This is a genomic window from Micromonospora sp. 15K316 (genome assembly GCF_004348525.1).
Taxonomy (GTDB): Bacteria; Actinomycetota; Actinomycetes; order Mycobacteriales; family Micromonosporaceae; genus Micromonospora.
The window spans coordinates 1-19985 of the sequence record NZ_SMKG01000107.1 but is presented as its reverse complement, the minus strand read 5'-3'; the positions used below and the strand labels follow the sequence as shown (position 1 = coordinate 19985).

At 70.2% G+C, this 19985-nt stretch carries 20 protein-coding genes; 3 read left to right on the top strand and 17 right to left on the bottom strand.

Translation table 11 applies throughout. The features are described from left to right. Nucleotides 1-954 precede the first annotated feature (954 nt). On the top strand, nucleotides 955-1611 hold the full coding sequence (locus E1211_RS19870) for a C39 family peptidase (RefSeq protein WP_132350510.1): 657 nt from the start codon (nucleotides 955-957) through the stop codon (nucleotides 1609-1611). A gap of 169 nt (nucleotides 1612-1780) precedes the next feature. Here E1211_RS19870 and E1211_RS19865 read toward each other — a convergent pair whose 3' ends face one another. Both E1211_RS19865 and E1211_RS19860 read right to left on the bottom strand, forming a co-directional pair. Continuing rightward, on the bottom strand, nucleotides 1781-2419 hold the full coding sequence (locus tag E1211_RS19865) for a DedA family protein (RefSeq protein ID WP_132350509.1): 639 nt from the start codon (nucleotides 2417-2419) through the stop codon (nucleotides 1781-1783). A 364-nt stretch (nucleotides 2420-2783) separates the two neighbouring features. Then, nucleotides 2784-3140, bottom strand: coding sequence for a VOC family protein (locus E1211_RS19860; RefSeq protein ID WP_132350508.1), 357 nt, complete (start codon nucleotides 3138-3140; stop codon nucleotides 2784-2786). 153 nt (nucleotides 3141-3293) lie between these two features. On the opposite strand from E1211_RS19860, the gene E1211_RS19855 reads away from it, so the two are divergent. Next, complete coding sequence (locus E1211_RS19855) at nucleotides 3294-6149, top strand: aconitate hydratase (RefSeq protein ID WP_132350507.1); 2856 nt, start codon at nucleotides 3294-3296, stop codon at nucleotides 6147-6149. Nucleotides 6150-6280: 131 nt separating this feature from the next. Here the strand turns inward: E1211_RS19855 and E1211_RS19850 are convergent, their stop codons facing one another. The 12 genes from E1211_RS19850 to E1211_RS19800 form a co-directional block, all read right to left on the bottom strand. Continuing rightward, nucleotides 6281-6883, bottom strand: coding sequence for an ATP/GTP-binding protein (locus E1211_RS19850; RefSeq protein WP_132350506.1), 603 nt, complete (start codon nucleotides 6881-6883; stop codon nucleotides 6281-6283). Continuing rightward, complete coding sequence (locus E1211_RS19845) at nucleotides 6864-7250, bottom strand: DUF742 domain-containing protein (protein WP_132350505.1); 387 nt, start codon at nucleotides 7248-7250, stop codon at nucleotides 6864-6866. The genes E1211_RS19850 and E1211_RS19845 overlap by 20 nt, the downstream gene beginning before the upstream one ends. Nucleotides 7251-7255: 5 nt before the next feature. Next, nucleotides 7256-7678: a roadblock/LC7 domain-containing protein gene (locus E1211_RS19840; protein ID WP_132350504.1), complete on the bottom strand. Its 423-nt coding sequence runs from the start codon at nucleotides 7676-7678 to the stop codon at nucleotides 7256-7258. Between the two features lie 91 nt (nucleotides 7679-7769). Beyond that, a complete protein-coding gene (locus tag E1211_RS32610; protein ID WP_165947297.1) occupies nucleotides 7770-7919 on the bottom strand; it encodes a hypothetical protein in 150 nt (49 codons plus the stop codon). Nucleotides 7920-8054: 135 nt separating this feature from the next. Continuing rightward, nucleotides 8055-8207 (bottom strand): hypothetical protein, encoded by a 153-nt coding sequence (locus tag E1211_RS33470; RefSeq protein WP_243709607.1) that lies wholly within the window; start codon nucleotides 8205-8207, stop codon nucleotides 8055-8057. Between the two features lie 200 nt (nucleotides 8208-8407). Then, nucleotides 8408-9025 carry an ATP/GTP-binding protein gene (locus E1211_RS19830; RefSeq protein WP_132350503.1) on the bottom strand — a complete coding sequence of 206 codons (618 nt, stop codon included), beginning with the start codon at nucleotides 9023-9025 and terminating at the stop codon, nucleotides 8408-8410. Continuing rightward, nucleotides 9006-9386: a DUF742 domain-containing protein gene (locus E1211_RS19825; RefSeq protein WP_132350502.1), complete on the bottom strand. Its 381-nt coding sequence runs from the start codon at nucleotides 9384-9386 to the stop codon at nucleotides 9006-9008. The genes E1211_RS19830 and E1211_RS19825 overlap by 20 nt, the downstream gene beginning before the upstream one ends. 8 nt (nucleotides 9387-9394) lie before the next feature. Next, the gene (locus E1211_RS19820) at nucleotides 9395-9817 is read right to left on the bottom strand and encodes a roadblock/LC7 domain-containing protein (protein WP_076467596.1); all 423 of its coding nucleotides are present in this window, start codon (nucleotides 9815-9817) and stop codon (nucleotides 9395-9397) included. A 15-nt stretch (nucleotides 9818-9832) separates the two neighbouring features. Beyond that, nucleotides 9833-12235 (bottom strand): nitrate- and nitrite sensing domain-containing protein, encoded by a 2403-nt coding sequence (locus tag E1211_RS19815; RefSeq protein ID WP_132350501.1) that lies wholly within the window; start codon nucleotides 12233-12235, stop codon nucleotides 9833-9835. A gap of 178 nt (nucleotides 12236-12413) precedes the next feature. Further along, nucleotides 12414-13934 carry a prenyltransferase/squalene oxidase repeat-containing protein gene (locus E1211_RS19810; RefSeq protein ID WP_132350500.1) on the bottom strand — a complete coding sequence of 507 codons (1521 nt, stop codon included), beginning with the start codon at nucleotides 13932-13934 and terminating at the stop codon, nucleotides 12414-12416. Between the two features lie 76 nt (nucleotides 13935-14010). Next, complete coding sequence (locus E1211_RS19805; RefSeq protein ID WP_132350499.1) at nucleotides 14011-14919, bottom strand: terpene synthase family protein; 909 nt, start codon at nucleotides 14917-14919, stop codon at nucleotides 14011-14013. 11 nt (nucleotides 14920-14930) lie between these two features. Next, entirely contained in the window at nucleotides 14931-16277 is a 1347-nt protein-coding gene (locus E1211_RS19800; RefSeq protein ID WP_132350512.1) for a cytochrome P450, read from the bottom strand. A gap of 681 nt (nucleotides 16278-16958) precedes the next feature. Between E1211_RS19800 and E1211_RS19795 the strand changes: the two genes are divergently transcribed. Beyond that, nucleotides 16959-17207: a DUF2630 family protein gene (locus tag E1211_RS19795; protein ID WP_132350498.1), complete on the top strand. Its 249-nt coding sequence runs from the start codon at nucleotides 16959-16961 to the stop codon at nucleotides 17205-17207. 100 nt (nucleotides 17208-17307) lie between these two features. Here the strand turns inward: E1211_RS19795 and E1211_RS19790 are convergent, their stop codons facing one another. The 3 genes from E1211_RS19790 to E1211_RS19780 all read right to left on the bottom strand — a co-directional run. Continuing rightward, nucleotides 17308-18243 (bottom strand): RIO1 family regulatory kinase/ATPase, encoded by a 936-nt coding sequence (locus E1211_RS19790; RefSeq protein ID WP_132350497.1) that lies wholly within the window; start codon nucleotides 18241-18243, stop codon nucleotides 17308-17310. 201 nt (nucleotides 18244-18444) lie between these two features. Next, the gene (locus E1211_RS19785) at nucleotides 18445-19089 is read right to left on the bottom strand and encodes an HAD family hydrolase (protein ID WP_132350496.1); all 645 of its coding nucleotides are present in this window, start codon (nucleotides 19087-19089) and stop codon (nucleotides 18445-18447) included. Between the two features lie 55 nt (nucleotides 19090-19144). After that, nucleotides 19145-19985, bottom strand: an 841-nt coding sequence (locus tag E1211_RS19780) for a carbon-nitrogen hydrolase family protein (RefSeq protein ID WP_243709606.1), incomplete at its 5' end; no start/stop codon positions are given.

The window sequence follows — 19985 nt, the reverse complement described above, 5'->3', positions numbered from 1 at the left end:
CACCCCGCCTGACCGAGGCCACCCGCATGGGCCATCTGACCGGGGCCGCCTGACCCGAGCCGCTTGACCGGAGCACCCGCCTGGTGCCGCCCGACCCGAACCGCCCGATCGGGGCAGTTCGACCGATACCGCCCCTGACCCGAGCCGCTCGATCGCGGCCACCCGCCTGGTGCCCCCCGACCCGAGCCGCTTGACCGCGCCGCCGACCGGGGCCGCCCGGCCCGAGCCTGCCGCAGAGCCCGGACGGTGCCGCCGGATTGTGCCGCCCGCCCGGTGCCGGACGGCCCGAGCGGTGATCGACTCGGCTTACCGGTATGTCGGGGCATCCGCCGCGCTGGTCACCGCGACTTCCATGATGTCGAGTCGATCATCCGACCACACTGGGTGAGATGTCCGATTCGTCGGTGACCGCGTGTCACGGGGGTGTCCAGTTTGAGGTTGCGTGTCCCGTGGTCGGGGCCACCCCGGCGGCGGAATCATGGCCGGGGCCGGGTCGTTGAACATGGGGTGCCGTGCGCCCCCGGGTCGGCGGCACTGCGGAAGACCCCCGCCGGGCGGCCGGGAATCACCCACCGGCCCTGGCTCGTTGAATCCCCCGGCCACCGCAGGCCCACACCGGGCCGACGACACCGGGGAACGATCGGCCACCTCAGGCCGTTTAACGTCCCCGGCCACCGCAGGCCCACACCGGGCCACCCGCGACGACACCCGGGAACGATCGGCCACCTCAGACCGTTGACCACCACCGAGTGGGCGCGGAATGACCGGCCACCCCGCCGCGTTACACCCCGCACCATCCGCGCAGGCCACGCCGCCGAACCTCCGCGCAAGCCAGACCGCCGAACCCCGCGCAGGCCGCCGGACCCCCTTAACTTTTTCCCCTTTTTGACGCGCGAACCGGGCACGCCCCGACATGCCCCGCGCGTTGCACCCCCGAACAGAGAGGCACACATCATGCGTACCGATCTGATCCGCAAGACCGTCCTCACCGCCGCCGGTATCGCCGCCGCCAGCGGAGGCATCGCCGGCCCCGCCATCGCCGCCAACGCCGCCCCCACCGAGTCCAAGCCCACCAGCCAGGCCCAGGACCGCAAGAGCCACAGCGAACGCGAACTCAACGTCCGCTACGAAGCCCAGCCCAACTTCTACTACTGCGGCCCCGCCGCCACCCGCAACGCCCTCTCCGTCCAAGGCAAGGACATCAACGTCGACGCCATGGCCAAGGAAATGGGCACCACCGAAGCGGGCACCAACTCCATCAACGACATCACCCCCGTCCTGAACAAGGAAACCGGCAAGAACGCCTACCACTCCGTCGAAATCTCCAGCCCCACCGCCGACGACAAGCAGACCGACAAACTCCGTGACGACATCGTCCGCACCATCGACGACGGCCACGCCGTAGTCGCCAACATCGCCGGCACCAGCACCGACACCGACGGCAACACCCACTCCTACGAAGGCGGCCACTACATCAGCGTCATCGGCTACCGCGACAACGGCAACACCGCCACCATCGCCGACAGCGCCAACCCCAACACGGCCTCCTACCGCATCACCGTCGAGCACCTCGCCGACTGGATCGCCACCCGCGGCTACTCCACCAACTGACCCAGACACCACACCACAACAACCGAAAGGGCCGACCCCCCACCAGGGGGCCGGCCCTTTCACCATCTCCGCACAGCGAAAGGCCAACTGCACAAGAGGCCGACCCTTTTGAACCACCACCACCCACACGAGGGCCGACTCCCAACCAGGGGCCGGCCCGTGCGCCGTCTCAGGGGGTTCCGGCGGAGACCGTCTCGTCGCGCTCCGGCGTACGGTGCGCGCGTCGCCGCAGCCACCAGGTGCTCCCGACCCCGGCCAGCAGTGCCAGGGCGAGCCCGGCCCAGGAGAAGTTCTTGAGCCAGTGCTCGGCGACCCGACCCAGGTGGAAGAGCAGGTACGTGGTGGCGAAGGCCCAGACCAGACCGCCGGCCGCGTTCGCGAGCAGGAACCTGCGGTACGGCACGTGCAGCGCGCCGGCCAGGGGTCCGGCGAGGATGCGCAGCAGCGCGACGAACCGGCCGAAGAAGACCGCCCACACCCCGTGCCGGGCGAAGGTCTGCTCGGCGCGGGCGAGTTGGTCCGGCCCGAGGTGCCGGGGGAAGCGCCGGCCGAGTCGGACGAGCAACGGCCGGCCGCCCCGCCGGCCCACGGTGTAGCCGAGCGAGTCACCGACGATGGCGCCGAGCGCGGCGGCGATGGCCACCCACTCGGGTTCGACGACTCCGGTCGCGGCCAGTAGAGCCGCGCTGAGCAGGGTGATCTCCCCGGGCAGCGGCACGCCCATACTCTCGACCCCGATGATGCCGGCGACTGTCAGGTAGACCGCCAGCGGTGGCAGCGCCCCGAGCCAATGTTGTACGTCCAGCACGCCAGCCTCCCCCGGTTCGGCGCTCGAACGCTACCTGCGCCCGGGAACGACCGGCGAACGGCACCGGGGCGTTTCCCGTCACGCCGTGGACCGCTCACGCGGACGTCGCCACCCCGTCATCCGGAGGCCACGACCCGCCACGCCACACCCCGGGCCGGCCGGACGACCCACGTCGGGAGGACGCCGCAGACGAACCGGCCTGACCCGGCCGCGCCACAGACGAACCGGCCTGACCCGGCCGCGCCACAGACGAACCGGCCTGACCCGGCCGCGCCACAGACGAACCGGCCTGACCCGGCCGCGCCGCAGACAGGGCCGGACGCCGCCGGCCGGCACCCCGCGCCGGGGCGGCGAGCCTGCCGGGTCACGGCACCGGCGCGAGGAACTCCAGCCGGTTGCCGTGCGCGTCCTCGGTGTGGAACCGGCGCATCCCGGGCAGCTCGTCGTCGCCCCAGGTCACCGGGGCGCCGGCCGAGGTGAGCCGGGCGGCCAGGTCGTCCAGGTCGGGGCGGATCAGGGCGGGGTGAGCCTTGCGGGCGGGGCGGAAGTCGTCCTCGACGCCGAGGTGCAGTTCGGCGCCGTACCCGGTGAACCAGCAGCCACCGCGCGCCGCGAGCAGTGGTGGCTTGGCTTTCTCGGTCATGCCGAGCAGGCCGACGTAGTACGCGCGGGAGGCCTCCTCGGAGCCGCGCGGGCAGGCGAGCTGGACGTGGTGGATCATTGGGCACCTCCTCGCACCACACGGTGGCACGAGGTTGCGTTAATAGCAAGACGGACGTACGGTTTGGTTTAACGCGCGGTACCGGGTAAGTGTCGCCTAACTTCGGCGGCCCCCCTACCGGTGCGACAAACTGCTCGGGACACGGTCGCTGGTGTGAAGGAGTACGACGTGGCGAGCCTCGACACCTTCGGTGCGAAGACCCAGCTGCGCGTCGGTGACGCGAGCTACGAGATTTTCAAGATCGACAAGGTGGACGGCCACGACCGGCTGCCGTACAGCTTGAAGATCCTGCTGGAGAACCTGCTGCGGACGGAGGACGGCGCGAACATCACCGCCGACCACATCCGTCAGCTCGGCGCGTGGGAGCCCACCGCCGACCCGAGCGTGGAGATCCAGTTCACCCCGGCGCGGGTGCTCATGCAGGACTTCACCGGCGTGCCCTGCGTGGTCGACCTGGCCACCATGCGGGAGGCCGTACGCGAGCTCGGTGGCGACCCCACCAAGGTCAACCCGCTCGCCCCGGCGGAGCTGGTCATCGACCACTCCGTCATCGCCGACCTGTTCGGCCGTGAGGACGCCTTCGCGCGCAACGTCGAGCTGGAGTACCAGCGCAACAAGGAGCGCTACCAGTTCCTGCGCTGGGGCCAGACCGCGTTCAACGAGTTCAAGGTCGTCCCGCCGGGCACCGGCATCGTGCACCAGGTCAACATCGAGTACCTGGCCCGCACGATCATGGAGCGCAACGGCCAGGCGTACCCGGACACGGTCGTCGGCACGGACTCGCACACCACGATGGTCAACGGCCTCGGCGTGCTCGGCTGGGGCGTCGGCGGCATCGAGGCCGAGGCCGCCATGCTCGGCCAGCCGGTCAGCATGCTGATCCCGCGGGTCGTCGGCTTCAAGCTCTCCGGTGAGATGCCCGCCGGCACCACCGCCACCGACCTGGTGCTCACCATCACCGAGATGCTGCGCAAGCACGGCGTGGTGGGCAAGTTCGTGGAGTTCTACGGTCCCGGCGTGAGCGCCGTGCCGCTGGCCAACCGCGCCACCATCGGAAACATGTCGCCGGAGTACGGCTCCACCGTGGCGATCTTCCCCATCGACGGCGAGACCATCCGCTACCTCCAGCTGACCGGGCGCGACGAGCAGCAGGTCGCGCTCGTCGAGGCGTACGCCAAGGAGCAGGGCCTCTGGCACGACCCGGCCGCCGAGCCCGACTACTCCGAGCACCTCGAACTGGACCTGAGCACCATCGAGCCGTCGCTGGCCGGCCCGAAGCGCCCGCAGGACCGGGTGCCGCTGGGCAGCGCCAAGACGCTGTTCCGCTCGGCGTTGAAGGACTACGTGGCCGCCGACGAGACCGGTGGTGACCGGGGCCGCGCCGCGGGCGTACCGCAGCAGGAGAAGCCGTTCGGGGTCGTCGGCCACGCCGACGAGGCGAGCGCCGAGTCCTTCCCGGCCAGCGACTCCCCGGCGAACGGTGTCGACGATCCGGCCGACGCCCCGCGCGACCTGGAGACCGCGGCGGTCGGCGCCGGCGGCCGGGCGAGCAACCCGATCCGGGTGACGGGCGAGGACGGCACCGAGTTCGAGCTCGACCACGGTGCCGTGGTGATCGCCGCGATCACCTCCTGCACCAACACCTCGAACCCGCAGGTGATGATCGGTGCGGCTCTGCTGGCCCGCAACGCGGTGGAGCGCGGCCTGGCCCGCAAGCCGTGGGTCAAGACCACCCTGGCCCCCGGGTCCAAGGTCGTCATGGACTACTACGAGCGCGCCGGCCTCACGCCGTACCTGGAGAAGCTCGGCTTCCACCTGGTGGGCTACGGCTGCACCACCTGCATCGGCAACTCCGGCCCGCTGCCGGAGGAGATCTCCGCCGCGGTGAACGAGGCCGACCTCTCGGTCGTCTCGGTGCTCTCCGGCAACCGGAACTTCGAGGGTCGGATCAACCCCGACGTCAAGATGAACTACCTGGCGTCCCCGCCGCTGGTGGTCGCGTACGCGCTGGCCGGCACGATGGACATCGACCTGGCCAACGAGCCGATCGGCGAGGACAGCACCGGGCAGCCGGTCTTCCTGCGCGACCTCTGGCCGAGCACGGCCGAGATCCAGGACGTGATCGCCTCGGCGATCGGCGCCACCGGGTTCAGCTCCGCGTACTCGGACGTCTTCGCCGGCGACGAGCGCTGGCAGTCGCTGCCCACCCCGACCGGCGACACGTTCGCCTGGGCCGGTGACTCGACCTACGTGCGCAAGCCCCCGTACTTCGAGGGCATGCAGCGGGAGCCGCAGGCCGTCAACGACATCACCGGCGCGCGGGTGCTGGCCAAGCTGGGCGACTCGGTGACCACCGACCACATCTCGCCGGCCGGCTCGATCAAGGCCGACTCCCCCGCCGGTAAGTACCTGGCGGAGCACGGCGTGGCCCGGCACGAGTTCAACTCGTACGGCTCCCGCCGGGGCAACCACGAGGTGATGATCCGCGGCACGTTCGCCAACATCCGGCTGCGCAACCAGCTGGTCCCCGGCGTCGAGGGCGGCTTCACGGTCAACCACCTCACCGGCGAGCAGACCAGCATCTACGACGCCTCCCAGGCGTACCAGGCCGAGGGTGTGCCGCTGGTGGTGCTGGCCGGCAAGGAGTACGGCTCCGGCTCGTCGCGGGACTGGGCGGCGAAGGGCACCATGCTGCTCGGCGTCAAGGCGGTCATCGCCGAGTCGTACGAGCGCATCCACCGCTCGAACCTGATCGGCATGGGCGTGCTGCCGCTGCAGTTCCCGGCCGGCGAGACCGCCGAGTCGCTGGGCCTGACCGGCACGGAGACGTTCGCCATCTCCGGGGTGACCGCGCTGAACGACGGCCCGACGCCGCGTACGGTCAAGGTCACCACCGACACCGGCATCGAGTTCGACGCCGTCGTCCGGATCGACACCCCGGGCGAGGCGGACTACTACCGGCACGGCGGCATCCTGCAGTACGTGCTGCGCCGCATGATCACCAACTGACGCGCCACGGACGAGGGCCCCTTCCCGCATCGGCGGGGAGGGGCCCTCACGTCTTCGGAGACCGGGCTTCCGTGCCGCCCACCCCAGGGGAGGGCCGGCGTCCCGGGCGGCCGGTGGCGGAACGCGGCCGGTCAGTCGGCCACGCGGCGCGCGTCGCGGGACTTCATGGCGTGCTCCAGCAGGGTGATGAGCACCTCCTTGCTGGACTCCCGCTGACGGGCGTCGCAGAGCAGCACCGGCACACCCGAGTCCAGGTTCAGCGCCGCCTGCACCTCGTCCAGCCGGTACTGCTTGGCCCCCTCGAAGCAGTTCACCGCCACCACGAAGGGCGTCCCTCGTCCCTCGAAGTAGTCGATGGAGGGGAAGCAGTCGGCCAGCCGCCGGGTGTCGGCGAGCACCACCGCGCCGATCGCGCCGAGCGCCAGTTCGTCCCAGACGAACCAGAACCGGTCCTGCCCCGGTGTGCCGAAGAGGTAGAGCACCAGGTCGTCGCTGATCGTGATGCGACCGAAGTCCATCGCGACGGTGGTGGTGCTCTTGCTCTCCACACCGGAGAGATCGTCGATGCCGACCCCGGACTCGGTCAGCACCTCCTCCGTACGCAACGGGCGTGTCTCGCTGACCGCCCCGACCATGGTGGTCTTGCCCACCCCGAAACCGCCCGCGACCAGAATCTTGATCGCGGTGGGCAGTGGCGTGGCTCCCGCCGGCCGCTCAGAGGGCCCGTAGTCCATTGATAACCGCCTCGAAAACACTGTTGTCGGGAAGCCCGGCCGAGGTGCGCGGCTCGCGGACCTGGACCAGGTTGCGGGCCACCAGATCACCCAGCAGGACCCGGATGGCGCCCACCGGGAGGTCCAGGTGGGCGGCGATCTCGGCGACGGACTGCCTGCGCTGGCAGAGTCCCACGATCGCCACGTGCTCCGGCCCCAGGCCGATTTCCGCGCTCACGTCGGCGCGGGTAGCCGTGACCAGCGAGATCAGGTCGAACGTGCCGGTGACCGGGCGGGCCCGGCCGCGCGTCACCGCGTACGGGCGCACGACCGGCCCGGCGTGGTCGTCCACCCACTGGTGGCCTGCGGACTCCCCCCGCACGGTCATCGCGGCTACTTCTCGCCGGTCGACTGTTCGGCGGTCCGGGTCGGCGAGGCGACGTGCTTGCCGACCCGGGTGACGAGCATCGCCATCTCGTAGGCGATCAGCCCGACGTCGGCGTCCTCGCTGGCCAGCACCGCGAGGCAGGCGTTGCGCCCGGCGGCTGTGACGAAGAGGAACGAGGATTGCATCTCGATGATGGTCTGCCGCACCTGACCACCGCCGAACCTCTTCCCCGCGCCCCGGGCCAGGCTCTGGATCCCGGCCGCCATCGCGGCCAGGTGCTCGCCGTCGTCCCGGCTGAGCCCCTGCGAGGAGGCCATCAACAGGCCGTCCGTCGAGAGCGCGATCGCGTGCTCGGCCTGCTTCACCCGGCCGACCAGGTCATCCAGCAACCACGTCAGGTCGGCACCCGATGCCGTCTTCTGGGCCACTCGTCGTCCTCTTCTCCCACGGCTGTGGTAGCCGTCTTCGTCTGGTGCTGACCGTTCCGTCGCGGGCGGACTTCCGCACCGTCGGCACTGATCAGGTCGTTTGCTGCTCGTCAGCGTCCGGGCCCGGCTCGGGCTCCGGCGCGTCGTCGTCGCCCAGCAGGCGCGCCGCCTCCGTCCGGCCGACGGGTCCCTTCTGGTACGAGTTCATCATCCGGCGCACCTGCTCGCGCTGCCGCGCCATCTCCTCGTCCTCATCAGCGGCGCTCGCTGCGGGATCGTCACTCGGGCACGATGCGCCCCGGTCTCCGCGCGATCTGACGGTCGTCCAGACCGTCGAGCGCGTCGAACCCGTTGAAATCGGCCCCGACGTACGCGCTCATCGTGGTGGTGCGGTCGGCCGGTCGCCCGGCACCGGCAGTAGCAGCGGCGCGTACAGCACGACGATGCGCGGGATCACGGCGGTCGCGACGACGTCGTGGGCGTCGACCATCCCGCCCACCAGTGCCTCGATCCGCTTGGCGGTGAACATCGGCTGGAGCGTCTTCCGGCTCGCCGATCAGATCTGTCCCGCGCCGAGGATCCTCTCGCCCAGAAGCCGCTTCACGGGTCGCCAGGACAAGCCGTCGCCGGCCCGCTCGTGGTTCTCTCCGGCCGCTCGCCCGGTACGTGCCGGGGATGCGTCACCAGGTACGGCCGGAACGAGCCCAGGTTGAGGCGACGCCCCGAACGTTATGACCCGACCGACGCCGGCTCTCGGCCCGCACCGCGGCCTTTCATCACGTGCTGCAGCAGGGTGATGAGAACGTCCTTGCTCGACTCCCGCTCCCTGGCGTCACACAGCATGACGGGCACCTCCGGGTCCAGGTTGAGCGCCAGCTTCACTTCGTCGATGCTGTACCTGCGCGCACCGTCGAAGCAGTTCACCGCCACCACGAACGGCAATCCATGCTGCTCGAAGTAGTCGACAGAGGGAAAGCTGTCGGCCAAGCGGCGTGTGTCGGCGAGAACAACAGCACCGAGGGCACCGAGGGCCAGCTCGTCCCAGACGAACCAGAACCGGTCCTGTCCCGGTGTACCGAAGAGGTACAACACGAGGTCGTCGCCGAAGCTGATTCGACCGAAGTCCATTGCGACAGTGGTCGTCGACTTGGACTCCACCCCCGAGATGTCGTCGACCCCCACTCCCTGCTCGGACAGGAGCTCCTCCGTCCGAAGCGGCTTGGTCTCGCTGACGGCACCGACGAGGGTGGTTTTGCCGACGCCAAAGCCGCCGGCGACGAGGATTTTGACGGCGGTGGGTAGGACGGCGGCCCGGGCCTTGTCCCCGTCAGAGCGCTCGTAGTCCATTGATCAGTGCCTCAAATACGCGGTTGTCGGGAAGGTTGGTGTGTTGCGCGGGCTCGGTGACTCGCACGAGTTGGCGAGCGAGCAGGTCGTCAAGCAGGACACGAACCGTGCCTAGCGGAAGGCCGAGGTGCGCGGCCACCTCGGCCATCGCCAGGGGACGTTCCTGACAGAGGCCGACGATCCTGATGTGCTCTGGTCCGATGCCAACCTCGGCCGATGGCGCCACCCGGGTGGCGGCCACCAGCGAGATCACGTTGAAGCGGTTCTTCGCGACGGCGCGGCCACGGGTCATCGCGTACGGCCGCACCACGGGTCCCGCGTCGTCGTCCACCCACCGCGGCTCTGCATCCGACGTTGTCATCGCGGCCCCTAGCTGCGTGCCGATGTCTGAGGAGTTCGAGACGGCGACGCGAGATACTTGCCCGCGCGGTCGACAAGCGTGGTCATCTCGTAGGCGACAAGCCCGAGGTCGGCGTCCACCGCCGCCAGCACCGCGAGGCAGGCTCCGTAACCGGCGGCGGTGACCAGCAGGAAGGACTTCTCCAGCTCGATGATGGTCTGTTGGACAGCCCCACCGCCGAATCGTGTCCCGGCGCCCTTGGCAAGGCTGTGGATGCCTGACGCGATGGCAGCCAGGTGCTCACCGTCGTCGCGGTTCAGATCAGCGGACGCGGCGATGAGCAGCCCGTCGACGGAGAGGACGATGGCGTGCTCGGCCTGCTTCACCCGACCCACCAGGTCGTCCAGCAAGAAGGCCAGATCACTGCTGGATCTGTGCTGTTGCTGTACCACTTCGAGTTCCTCTTTCTACCGTTCGGTCTCGGTCGCTGCCGAGCCATCGGTGTCCCGTGGGTCCGTGTCGTTGTCGTCGCCGAGTCGACGCTCCGTCTCCGCACGACCGCGCTGGGTGCCCTTTTGGTAGGAGCTCATCATCATGCGGACGCGGTCGGGGTTTCGCGGCGGCTCATCCTCGTCCGGGCTCTCTGCTGCTGGGCGATTGTTGTCGCGCAGCTGCGGCGCCAGGCTGCTCTGTCGCACACGGACCGGTAGCCCACTCGGCGTCTGGGATTCCTGCGTCTCAGGCGTCGCCGGAGGTGCTGACCGGGCGGGAAGCACGGAAGGGCTGCCGGTCGTCGCATCCGGCGTTCGCTGGCTCGGCACCTGATGCACGACGGGGGAACCGAGCTTGGGTGTCGGAGACGTGAGCGCGGAGATCGGCGTGTCGACGAGCCCCTCCGGGCGGCTGGGCGCGGTGAGCACAGGTTGCCGCTCGGCCGGTTTGCCACCAGCCGTCTCGCCCTCGATGCGCCCAGCGCCGACGCCGGGGTCTGCAGCGTTGGTGACCAGCCCCATCGGGATGAGTACCACAGCTGTCGTGCCGCCATACGGCGAAGTCTTCAGGTGCACAACGCACTTGTGCCTATCCGCCAGCCGACTGACCACGAACAGGCCGAGTTTGTTGGCGTTGGACAGCGAGAACTCCTGGTGCTGCGCGATCTGCTCGTTGGCCGCCTTGAGTTCTGCCGCGTCCATGCCCAGCCCACGATCTTCGATCTCGACGGCGAAGCCTCGTGCGACGAGCTGGCCGCGGACCTGCACCTCGGTGTGGGGAGGCGAGAACGACAACGCGTTCTCGATCAGTTCGGCGAGCAGGTGGATGATGTCACCGACCGCACGACCGGCGAGGCCTACCGATTCGATCGGCATGACGCTAACCCGCTGGTAGTCCTCGACCTCCTGCACGGCGCCACGGACGACGTCGACCATCGGCACGTCGCGACGCCAGGCACGGGCGGGAGCCGCGCCCGACAGCACTACCAGGTTTTCGGCGTTGCGGCGCATACGAACGGCGAGGTGGTCCACGCGGAACAGGTCCTCGAGCTCTTCGGAGTCCTGCTCGCGGCGCTCCATCTCGTCGAGGAGCGAAACCTGCCGGTGAACGAGGCTCTGGGTACGCCGGGCAAGGCTGAGGAAGACATCGCGGACCCCTTGGCGCAACTGCGCCTGCATGACTGCAGTGGCGATCGCCGTCTCCTGGACCCGGTTGAACGCCTGGCCCACCTTGCCGATCTCATCGTCACCGAAGTCGAGTGGGGGCGCTTCGGCCGCGACGTCGACCTTTTCGCCGCGGCCAAGGCGCTCAACCACACCCGGCAATCGCTCGTCGGCTAGCTTGTGGGCCGCGGCGCTGAGACGCTGCAGCTGCGCGACGAGCGCGCGGGCGGTGGTAACGGAGACCACGATCGACGCGATGACAGCAAGCAGACCAAGGCCGGCTGCAAGCACCAGCCGAATGATGACCCACACCGCGACCGGGGCAGCCCGGTCGACGACCGCGTCGCCGGCGGACAGCACCATGTTTTGCAGCTCGGACAGAGCGGACTGAGAGGCATCGTCCCACTCCTGCGCCGAGACGGCCGGCTTGGACCTGGCACGCTCGCTCTGGAGAATGCGGTCTTCGAGTTCCCGGAGTTTGGTGAACGACGGACCGGCGAGCACCTGGTCGAACTGGGTGCGCTCGGAGGGACGGAGCTGGTCCGAAGCGCGACTGGCCAGGAACCGCTGCGCGGCGACGAGCTGAGTGAACTCGACGTTCTCGGCTGGGGTGGTCCGCCCCGCGGCGAGAGCACCGGTGAGCAGAGCGTCCTCCTGGGACATCAGCTCGCGAATCCGGTAGAGCTCGATGAGGTTGCGGGTGTCCGCCTCGATGTCCGGGTCGTCGAGGCCGCCCACGACGTCGTAGAGCCGGAACATGGAGTCGACGACTTCGGTGTAAGCCTTCGCGGCGGCCGCGCGATCGAGCTCCCGGCTGTCAATCGACTCTCGGGTGGCAGGCAGGGTGTTCAGCGCCGCGATCGCCGCGTCAACGGTGCGTTCGGCTTCGGCACCAGCCATCAGGTCGGCTAGCCAGGTCTGGGCAGACTCTTTGAACTCTGCTGCGGCGGCGTCGACCCTGTGCCGGCTCGCGGCCAGTTCATCCTTGCTGGCTGAGCCGGCCGAACCCAGCTGCGCCGTAGACAGCCGCCGTTCGACTTGCAACTCGAGCAGTAGGGGTTCGCTTGGCGCGACGATCCTGCTGTCGACTGTTTGAACTCCCAGCAGGTTGACCCCGTCCCGGAGCGTCACCCATGCCGCGAACGACCAGAGAGCGACCAGTGACACCAGGAGAGCGACAACCTTGGTGCGCAGATTGGTACCGCGAGACCGCATTAGACCGTCCCATGCCGGACATCATTCGCTTGTCGGCGATGTTTGCCGTACAAGCCTTCGAGTGTGCAGACCGGGGCACGCTAGCAGGAATCTGACTCGTCACTCAAGGTCGCCTTGAACATCGACCGTACGTATCGAGAATCCGCACTTGAGCGATGTGCGGCATCGGCGATGCTCGCTACATCCTGCTGCCCGACAGATGCCGCTGCCCGTGGCCCGTAGAGACCCGCTCGGCTACGTGCCGTGCCGCGAGGACGGCAGCGCGAACGATCGTGGTAGGACGGTAGAGGTCCTTGTCGTGCCATAGCGCCGGCCCAGCCTCCGCGCTGTGCTGCTCAAGGTACGCGCGGCCGCGCGAGAGAGCGGGGCCCGCGCCGGGCAGGTTCCGGCCGACGGCCACCAGCACCTGTATCGCGTATGCGGTCTCCTCCAGAGTGCCGCCCCACCGCCCCCAAGAGCCGTCCACCCGTTGCGACGCGGCGACCCAACGCGCCGCCCGCACGAGAGCGCTGGCAGCCGATGGCTCGGCGGCATCAGCTAGCGCGAGGGTGCAACACATGGTCGCGTAGTACGGGGAGGCGTGCCATCGGTCCTGCCAGCTACCGTCCGCCTGCTGACGGGCTTGCAGCGCGTCGACCAGGCGGCGGACGGCGACCGGGTAGCGCGTGGACGTGTGGGGACGGGCAGCCACGTGCTGAGTGAAGGCATCCAGGACGTGCGCGTTGGTGGTCAGCGAAAACCCGTCCTCGCCCGGCCAGGTGCAGAAGCCTTGCGGCGTCTCATACCGCCACAGGCACTCAAGGTCCGCGGGAGCGCCGAGGGCGGTCAGGGCGTACATGGTCACGGAGGTGGTGTCTGCGTCCGCTGGCAGCCCGGGGCCGGTCGGAGTGCCGTCCGCCGTGAGATCCGCTGTCAGGCTGCGGACGAGCTCCGGTGATGCGGGAACCCGCAGTCCGGCCCGGGTCAGGGTGCTGACGACCCAGGACCGCTCGAACGCCGTAATTGGTGTCGCGCACGGCGCGAGGCCGCCGTGTCGCGTGACGACGGACTCCAGGTACGCGCGGGACGCGGGATGGTTCGCGGCACCACCAGGCCCTCCGAGCCACGCCGCGGTCGCCGCCGGCGATGCGCCCACGATGCCGGACGGCGGCGGTTCCACGCCGGGAGCCTGCCGGGCGAGGTCACCGACGACCTCCAGTGCGTGCAACAGCTTCTGCGGCACCCGGCCGCCACTGGCTATCAGCCCGCGGACCGCCGCGAGCCTCCTTCCGTCCATTCCGGTCGGAAGGCCAAGGAGAGCGCGGGCAGGCCACTGCCTCAGCCCCGGAAGCGCCTCGGACTGTGAGAGTTGCGTGTTGATGGACTCGACCAGCGCCGGCACGATGAGGTCAATCGCGGGCGTGTCGGGAACGGTGCGTACGGCAGCAAGCCAGCCCGTGAGCGTCCGCAGTCCGCGATCCGCCGCGGCGAGCAGCTCCTCCTGTGGTGCCGTCCGCGCGACGGTGAGCAGAGCCTCGGTGGCGCTCAGAGTGGGAACGAGGGCGTACTCCCCGGGAGGGCCCCACCCGCCGTCTGGACGCTGACTGCTCAGCAGGAAGCTCACTCGATCGGCGTGCCCGGTCAGCCAGGGCGCCAGGCTGACAAGTCGAGCGGTCTCGTACACCGACGCGGACACCTGACCGGCGGGCTCGCCGGCCATCCCGGCGAGCAGACGCTCGACGGCGCCGGCACGTTGCGTCGGCAGAACGGCTGAGGTAGGCGTTCCCGCCGGTTGGCTAGCGCTCAAAGCTGCCCCAGAAGTCGGTGCCGTGGTAGAAGCCCGTGGTGAAGCCGATCTCGCGGGCCAGGTAGCGGACCTGCTGTGGGCAGAGTGCCTCCACGCTGCTGTCCAGGAGGTCCTGGCACTGGCTGATGCGCTCGGTCACCTGCCGCTGGATGTCGTCCCGGTCGACGCCGAGCATGAGCGCGTTGAGGTCGCCGGACTTCACGTCCCGCTCGTAGCTGGCCAGGTCGTTGACCAGCCGAAGCACCTGTTGCACCTCCCTGCTCGCCGCTATCAGCTCGGGGAGGTGGTCCAGCGTGTCCTCGTCACCGGTCGCGATCCAGTGCGACACGTTGACAAAGGTCGCGCCGTAGTTGTCGGCGTTGGCGAGGTACTCCGCGAAGGTGGGCAACTGCGTCTCGTCGGTCATACGGACGGCCCGCCACCGCCACTCGCGCGCGTCGGCGGCGAGGACCCTGCGGACTTCCTCCCGCCAGAGCGGCTGCACCGCGCCGAACGACGCCCTGGTGGCCAGTTCGTCGCGGATCTCGGCGAGGAACCGGCCGAGCTCGTCCTCTGGCGCGGGAGCACCACCGTCGGCGACGCCGAGGCAGGCGGAGACGGTCGCCTCGACCTCGTCGACAGTGGCCGCGACGTTGTCGATCCGCCAGTCCTCGGCGGTGATCCAAAGCGAGGCACGGTTGGCGACCCGGAGTTGCTCGGCCGTGCACCACGGAGCGATGAACGCCGTGCTCAACGCCAAGGCACTGAGCATGGCATCGTCGACCGGCGGGTTGGGGAACAACGTCGGGTATGCCGCTACCCGCTTCTGCAGGTCGCGTTGACCGCGGGCGGCGAGTGAGCAGATGCGTCCCTGCTCGGAGGCGGCCGTGAGCCCGTCGCGGACGGCGTACGGAGGCACGAAGGGTGCTCCTATCGGGTGACGGATCGTTCGAGAGGAATGAAGGTCATTTCTACCCTGCGCGCTGGGCGTAGCGAGGCGGCGACCCGGGTCCCGGGCATGGTGGAGTCGGTGAGTCTGAACCGGTACCGGCTGAGCAGCGTGCTGACGATCAGCACGGCCTCCAGGTTGAACAGGTGCTCGCCGAGGCAACGGTGCATCCCGGCCCCGAATGGGTAGTGGGCGTAGCGGTGCTGGCCAACGGCGGCGGCGCGGCCGGGCGCGAACCGTTCGGGGTCGAACTCCGCTGCCGTCGGCCCCCACCAGGCGGACATGCGCTGGGTCGCGTACGGCGAGAGGATGATCGTCGCGCCCTTGTCGATGCGCACCCCGCCGAGCACATCGTCGGCGGCCGCGCGGCGAGGCACGATCCAGCCCGCCGGGTACAGCCGGAGGAGTTCCTCCAGGACCATCTTGGTGTAGGTCAGCTCCGGCAGATGGTCGGCGTTGACCGGTCCGGGTCCGACCACGCGCTCGATCTCGTCGACTAGCCTGTCGGCGATGTGGGGGTGGTTGGCGAGCACAGGCCACAGCCAGGTCAGCACTACGTAGCTGGTCTCGGTGGTAACGGCGACCATGGACACCAGGTCGTCACGCATCTGCTTTTCACTCAGTGGCTGGCCGTCTGGGGTCCGGGCCCGTGCGAGCGTGGACAGCACGTCGTCGCCGTCATTGGGTTCGCGTACGGCCTCGCGGAGCACCGGTAACAGGATGTCGTCGATGGCCCGTACTGCGGCGCGGAAGCGACGGTCTCCGGGCATCGGAACCCACCACGGCATGAACGGTGCCAGCAGTCGCGGAGCCATCGCGGTGACGATGGTCTCCTGGGCGGCCATGATCCGTAGCCCGTCCTGAACCGAGATGCGGTCGGCGAAGAAGACTCTCATGATGGCGCTGCAGACGATTCGCGACAGCTCACGTCCGACGTCGACCGTCTGCCCGGCGGCTGCGGGGGCGTCGAGTTCGTCGACTGCCGTGGCGATCGCATCGGCCATGGTCTCGACCAGGCGATTGATGCGGGCGGGCCGGAAGAGCGGCGCGAGGATGCGCCGGCTGGCCGCCCACGTCTCGCCCTCGGCGAGGATGCCGTCGCCGACGAGCTGCCGGACGGAGCGCCAGAGCGCGGTGTCATCGCCTCGCGGGTAGATGGCCGCCTTTTCCTGCAGGATCTCCTGCACGTGGGCGGGGTTCGTGACCAGGTAGGGGCGTGAGACGCCGAGCGAGACACGCACGACGTCCCCGCCGAACCGGTTGCCGGCGTCGACGAGAGCGCCGTGAGCGTCACGGACGACCGCCGGTAGGGCCTGCCAAGCGGGGATCATCTTGGCGCGGGCTCCTGGCAGTGATCTAGACATGCGAAGTCTCCACAACGCCCCTTCCCACCGGCGGCCGAGCCTAATTGATCCGCGGCTCAGGATCTAAGCGGTGTTAAGTGTCCTCTCTGCAACCACCGTCATGCAATGTGTGATCGGCTTCGCCTCCGGTGTGGAGGCTTCCATCCCTTCGTGTCGCTCGCGGGGCGAGGCGTCCTTGCGGTTCGGCACCGGATCAGCGCGCTCCGGCTGTTCTGCCCGCGCAAGGGACACGTGGACGACCAACGTGCCTGGTCACCACAGCCAGGCCCGTTCGATCCAGGTCACGATCGCGATCTCGTGGTTGCTCGCGACTGGCCGAGGATCGTCGGTTCAGGACGCAGTTCTCGAGGAGCCCGAAGAAGGATTCCATGGCGGCGTTGTCGCCGACGCGGCTCGCGACGGTCGGATCGGCGGGCGAAGCGAGGTCGGCGGGCGGGGCGGCCGGCCGGGTAGGTCAACGGGCCGGGTCAACCGGGCCGGGGCTGAGGCGGGCTGGCGGGCGGCGGTCAGCGACGTCGCGTGGCGGCCGCCGCCCCTCGATCGGCAGCCGCGACGGGTCAAGATCCGGCCATACCCGGCAGGTCGGGCGCGCTGATCGGCGGGGTAACCCACGCGGCCCCGGACGCCCTGTGCCAGGCTCATGTCATGGACGACAAGAACATCCTGAACCGGATCTCCGAGCTGGTCGACGAGGAGCACCAGCTGCGCGCCGCGGCGCAGGCCCACGAGAAGGGCACCGACGAGGAGGCGCAGAACCGCCTCCGCGAGCTGGAGGAGTCCCTCGACCAGTGCTGGGACCTGCTGCGGCGGCGGCGTGCGGCCCGAGCCACCCACGGCGACCCGGACTCCCAGGGCGTGCGCCCCAAGCCGGAGGTCGAGCGGTACCTCCAGTGATCCCGACGGGTGGGCCGGGCCGGCCCGCCGGCACGGCACCGGCCGATGTGCGGTGCCCGGCGATGCCGCGACCCCGGCGTGACCTCCCGGCCCACCCGCTTCAGCGGATGCCCGCCTCCCGCAGCAGTTCCCCCGTCAGCGCCGTCGGGTCGGTCAGATCGGCCGGCAGTCCCCGCGCCGCGAACCAGTTGCTCACCACCCGGACGTCCCGGGCCAGGAACTCGGGCCCCTGCGGGTTGCCCACCAGGTCGACCACCTGCGGCAGGTCGATCATGACAAGCCGGTCGCGGTGCACCAGGAGGTTGTACGGCGACAGGTCGCCGTGGGCGTACCCGGCGCGGGCCAGCACCATCAGCGCGTCGACCAGCTGGGTCCAGAGGTCGTGCAGACCGGCCCGGTCCGGCCGGAGCTGGGCCAACCGGGGTGCGGCCTGCCCCTCCTCCGGGTCACCGAGGAACTCGAGCATCAACTCGGTGCCGCGCAACTGCACCGGATAGGGCACGGCGATCGTGCCGTGCTCGGCGCCGATCTCCCAGAGCCGGGCGAGCGCGGCGAACTCGGCCGCCGCCCACTGCCCGGCGATCAACTGCCGGCCGAAGGCGGTCCGACCCGCCATCGCCCGGTTCTCCCGGGAACGGCGGACCCGCCGCCCCTCCAGGTAGCCGGCGTCCCGGTGGAAGAGCCGGTGCTCGGCGTCCCGGTAGCGCTTGGCGGCCAGCAGGCAGGCCCGGTCGGTGTCGGGCACCGCCCGGCGGACGAGGTGGACGTCCGCCTCCTTGCCGGTCTTGAGCACACCGAGCTCGGTGTCCTTCGCGGCCAGCTCGGTGACGAGCCAGGCGGGGTGCGGCTGCGGCCCGTGCACGGCGTCGTCCCAGGACGACCAGCGCTGGCCGGTCTCCGGGTCGGGCCCGTCGTCGGGGTCAGCGGCGACCGGCTCGGTGCGCCGGTCGCGCTTCAGGAACTGTGGTTCGTCGTCGTCGAAGCGGCGTCGGCCGCGGGCCCGGCGCTCCGGCGCCGGGAAGTCGTACTCGCGCACTGCGGTGCTCGTCCCTTGTTCGAGGTTGATGGAGGCCGGTGGGAACGACCTGCGAAGACGGCCATGACCGACCCCCTCTCCTCGACCGGGCGTGCGCCCGGGGTGCACCATGCGCGGATCATGCTGGTCGCCCGCCAAGCGACCGTCAACCGAATTACGGCCGGTCGGCCGCGCCGAGCGCGGCACCCCGGCGGCCGCGCCTCAGCCGGCCAGCACCGCGGCGACCGCGGCGATCAGGCCGTCGGCCGTACGGGTGGGCCGGAACCTGCCGTCGGACCAGGTACGCCCCCGGTGCAGCCAGACGCTGGGCAGGCCGACCGCGGCCGCGCCGCCGATGTCCGCCTCCGGGCCGTCCCCGACGACCCACGCACCTCGCAGCGGCATCCGCACCCGCTGGGCGGCGAGCGCGAAGATTCGCGGGTTGGGCTTGCTGACGCCCGCCTCCTCGGAGATCACCCAGTCGGCGACGTACCGGTCCAGCCCGGTCTCACGGATCTTGACCTCCTGCTGCCGGACAGCGCCGTTGGCGACCACCACGGGCACCCAGCCGGCTTCGTCGGCGATCCGCAGCGCGCAGGCGATCAGCGGATCCAGCCGGGTGTGTGCGACCAGCCCGTCGTGCAGCTCCTCGACCAGGTCGATCGAGGGCACGCGCAGGTCGTACCGGTCCCGGATCGCGTCGGCCACGTCCCAGCGGTCGGTCAGCCCGTCGGCGTCGATGGAGAGCAACCACTCGATGTCGGCCGCGGGCGCGCCGATGCCGTCCAGGAAGCCCTGCCCCCAGGCACGGAACGGCCCGGCCCGGTCGAGCAGGGTGTTGTCCAGATCCATGAGGAGCAGTGGCACTCGGGCACCTTACGGGAATCAGCGCACCCAGCGACAGATCCGTTACGTGAACTCCTCACCCCGACAGGGAGAGCCGGGCCGACCCCTGATCGGGCAGCCGGTCGGCGAGCATCGAGTGCGCCGCCCGGGTGGCCGCCAGTTGAGCCGGGTCCAGCGTCACGACCAGCAACTCCTCGCCGGTGTCGGCGCCCCGGGCCAAGGTACGCCCCTCCGGGTCGTAGACGGCCGCGCCGCCGTTGAAGCGCCACGGGTCGGTGCCCCCGACGGAGTTGGCGAAGACGACGTACATGGTGTTGTCCAGCGCGCGGGCGGGGTAGTAGAGGTCGCGGCGGTGCGCGGAGCCGGCCAGGTAGCCGCTCGGGCAGAGGTAGCCGTGTGCGCCGTCGACGGCGGCCGCCCGCCCGTGCTCGGGGAAGCAGCCGTCGTAGCAGATCCCCAGCCCGAGCCGCCAGTCGTCGACGGAGAGGGTGGCTCCCCGCGTACCGGGCGTGAAGAGGTCACGTTCCCCGCCCCAGAGCTGCTGCTTGTCGTACCCGGCCCGGACCGCGCCGCCGCGGTCGACGACGAGCGAGGAGATGGTCCGCCGCCCGTCGGGATGGCGCACCGCGGCACCGACCACCACGCTCACGCCGCCGGCCGCCGCCGCTTCGCTCAACGTCGCCAGCCGTGGGTCGTCGACCGTACGGTCGCCGGCCGCGACCACGTCGGTGCCGGTCGGGTCGGCGGCGAGGGTCGGTGGATGGTAGGCAGGGAGGAAGAGTTCCGGCAGGACGACGATCCGGGCGCCCGCGTCAGCGGCCCGCGCGACGAGGCGGGCGGCGGTGGTCGCGTTGCCGGCGACGTCCCCGGGGACCGGCTCGGCCTGCACGGCGGCGACGGTCAGCGGGGCGGAGGGC

What these genes read in the sequence shown, in the direction of transcription:
- E1211_RS32610 (WP_165947297.1), bottom strand. Translation starts at nt 7,919, where the DNA reads ATGGCGCGGCAGCGCGAGCAGGTGCGCCGGATGATGAACTCGTACCAG.
- E1211_RS19795 (WP_132350498.1), top strand. Translation starts at nt 16,959, where the DNA reads ATGGACGACAAGAACATCCTGAACCGGATCTCCGAGCTGGTCGACGAG.
- E1211_RS19810 (WP_132350500.1), bottom strand. Translation starts at nt 13,934, where the DNA reads ATGGCCGGCGAGCCCGCCGGTCAGGTGTCCGCGTCGGTGTACGAGACC.
- E1211_RS33470 (WP_243709607.1), bottom strand. Translation starts at nt 8,207, where the DNA reads ATGTTCACCGCCAAGCGGATCGAGGCACTGGTGGGCGGGATGGTCGAC.
- E1211_RS19830 (WP_132350503.1), bottom strand. Translation starts at nt 9,025, where the DNA reads ATGGACTACGAGCGCTCTGACGGGGACAAGGCCCGGGCCGCCGTCCTA.
- E1211_RS19825 (WP_132350502.1), bottom strand. Translation starts at nt 9,386, where the DNA reads ATGACAACGTCGGATGCAGAGCCGCGGTGGGTGGACGACGACGCGGGA.
- E1211_RS19845 (WP_132350505.1), bottom strand. Translation starts at nt 7,250, where the DNA reads ATGACCGTGCGGGGGGAGTCCGCAGGCCACCAGTGGGTGGACGACCAC.
- E1211_RS19860 (WP_132350508.1), bottom strand. Translation starts at nt 3,140, where the DNA reads ATGATCCACCACGTCCAGCTCGCCTGCCCGCGCGGCTCCGAGGAGGCC.
- E1211_RS19870 (WP_132350510.1), top strand. Translation starts at nt 955, where the DNA reads ATGCGTACCGATCTGATCCGCAAGACCGTCCTCACCGCCGCCGGTATC.
- E1211_RS19850 (WP_132350506.1), bottom strand. Translation starts at nt 6,883, where the DNA reads ATGGACTACGGGCCCTCTGAGCGGCCGGCGGGAGCCACGCCACTGCCC.
- E1211_RS19815 (WP_132350501.1), bottom strand. Translation starts at nt 12,235, where the DNA reads ATGCGGTCTCGCGGTACCAATCTGCGCACCAAGGTTGTCGCTCTCCTG.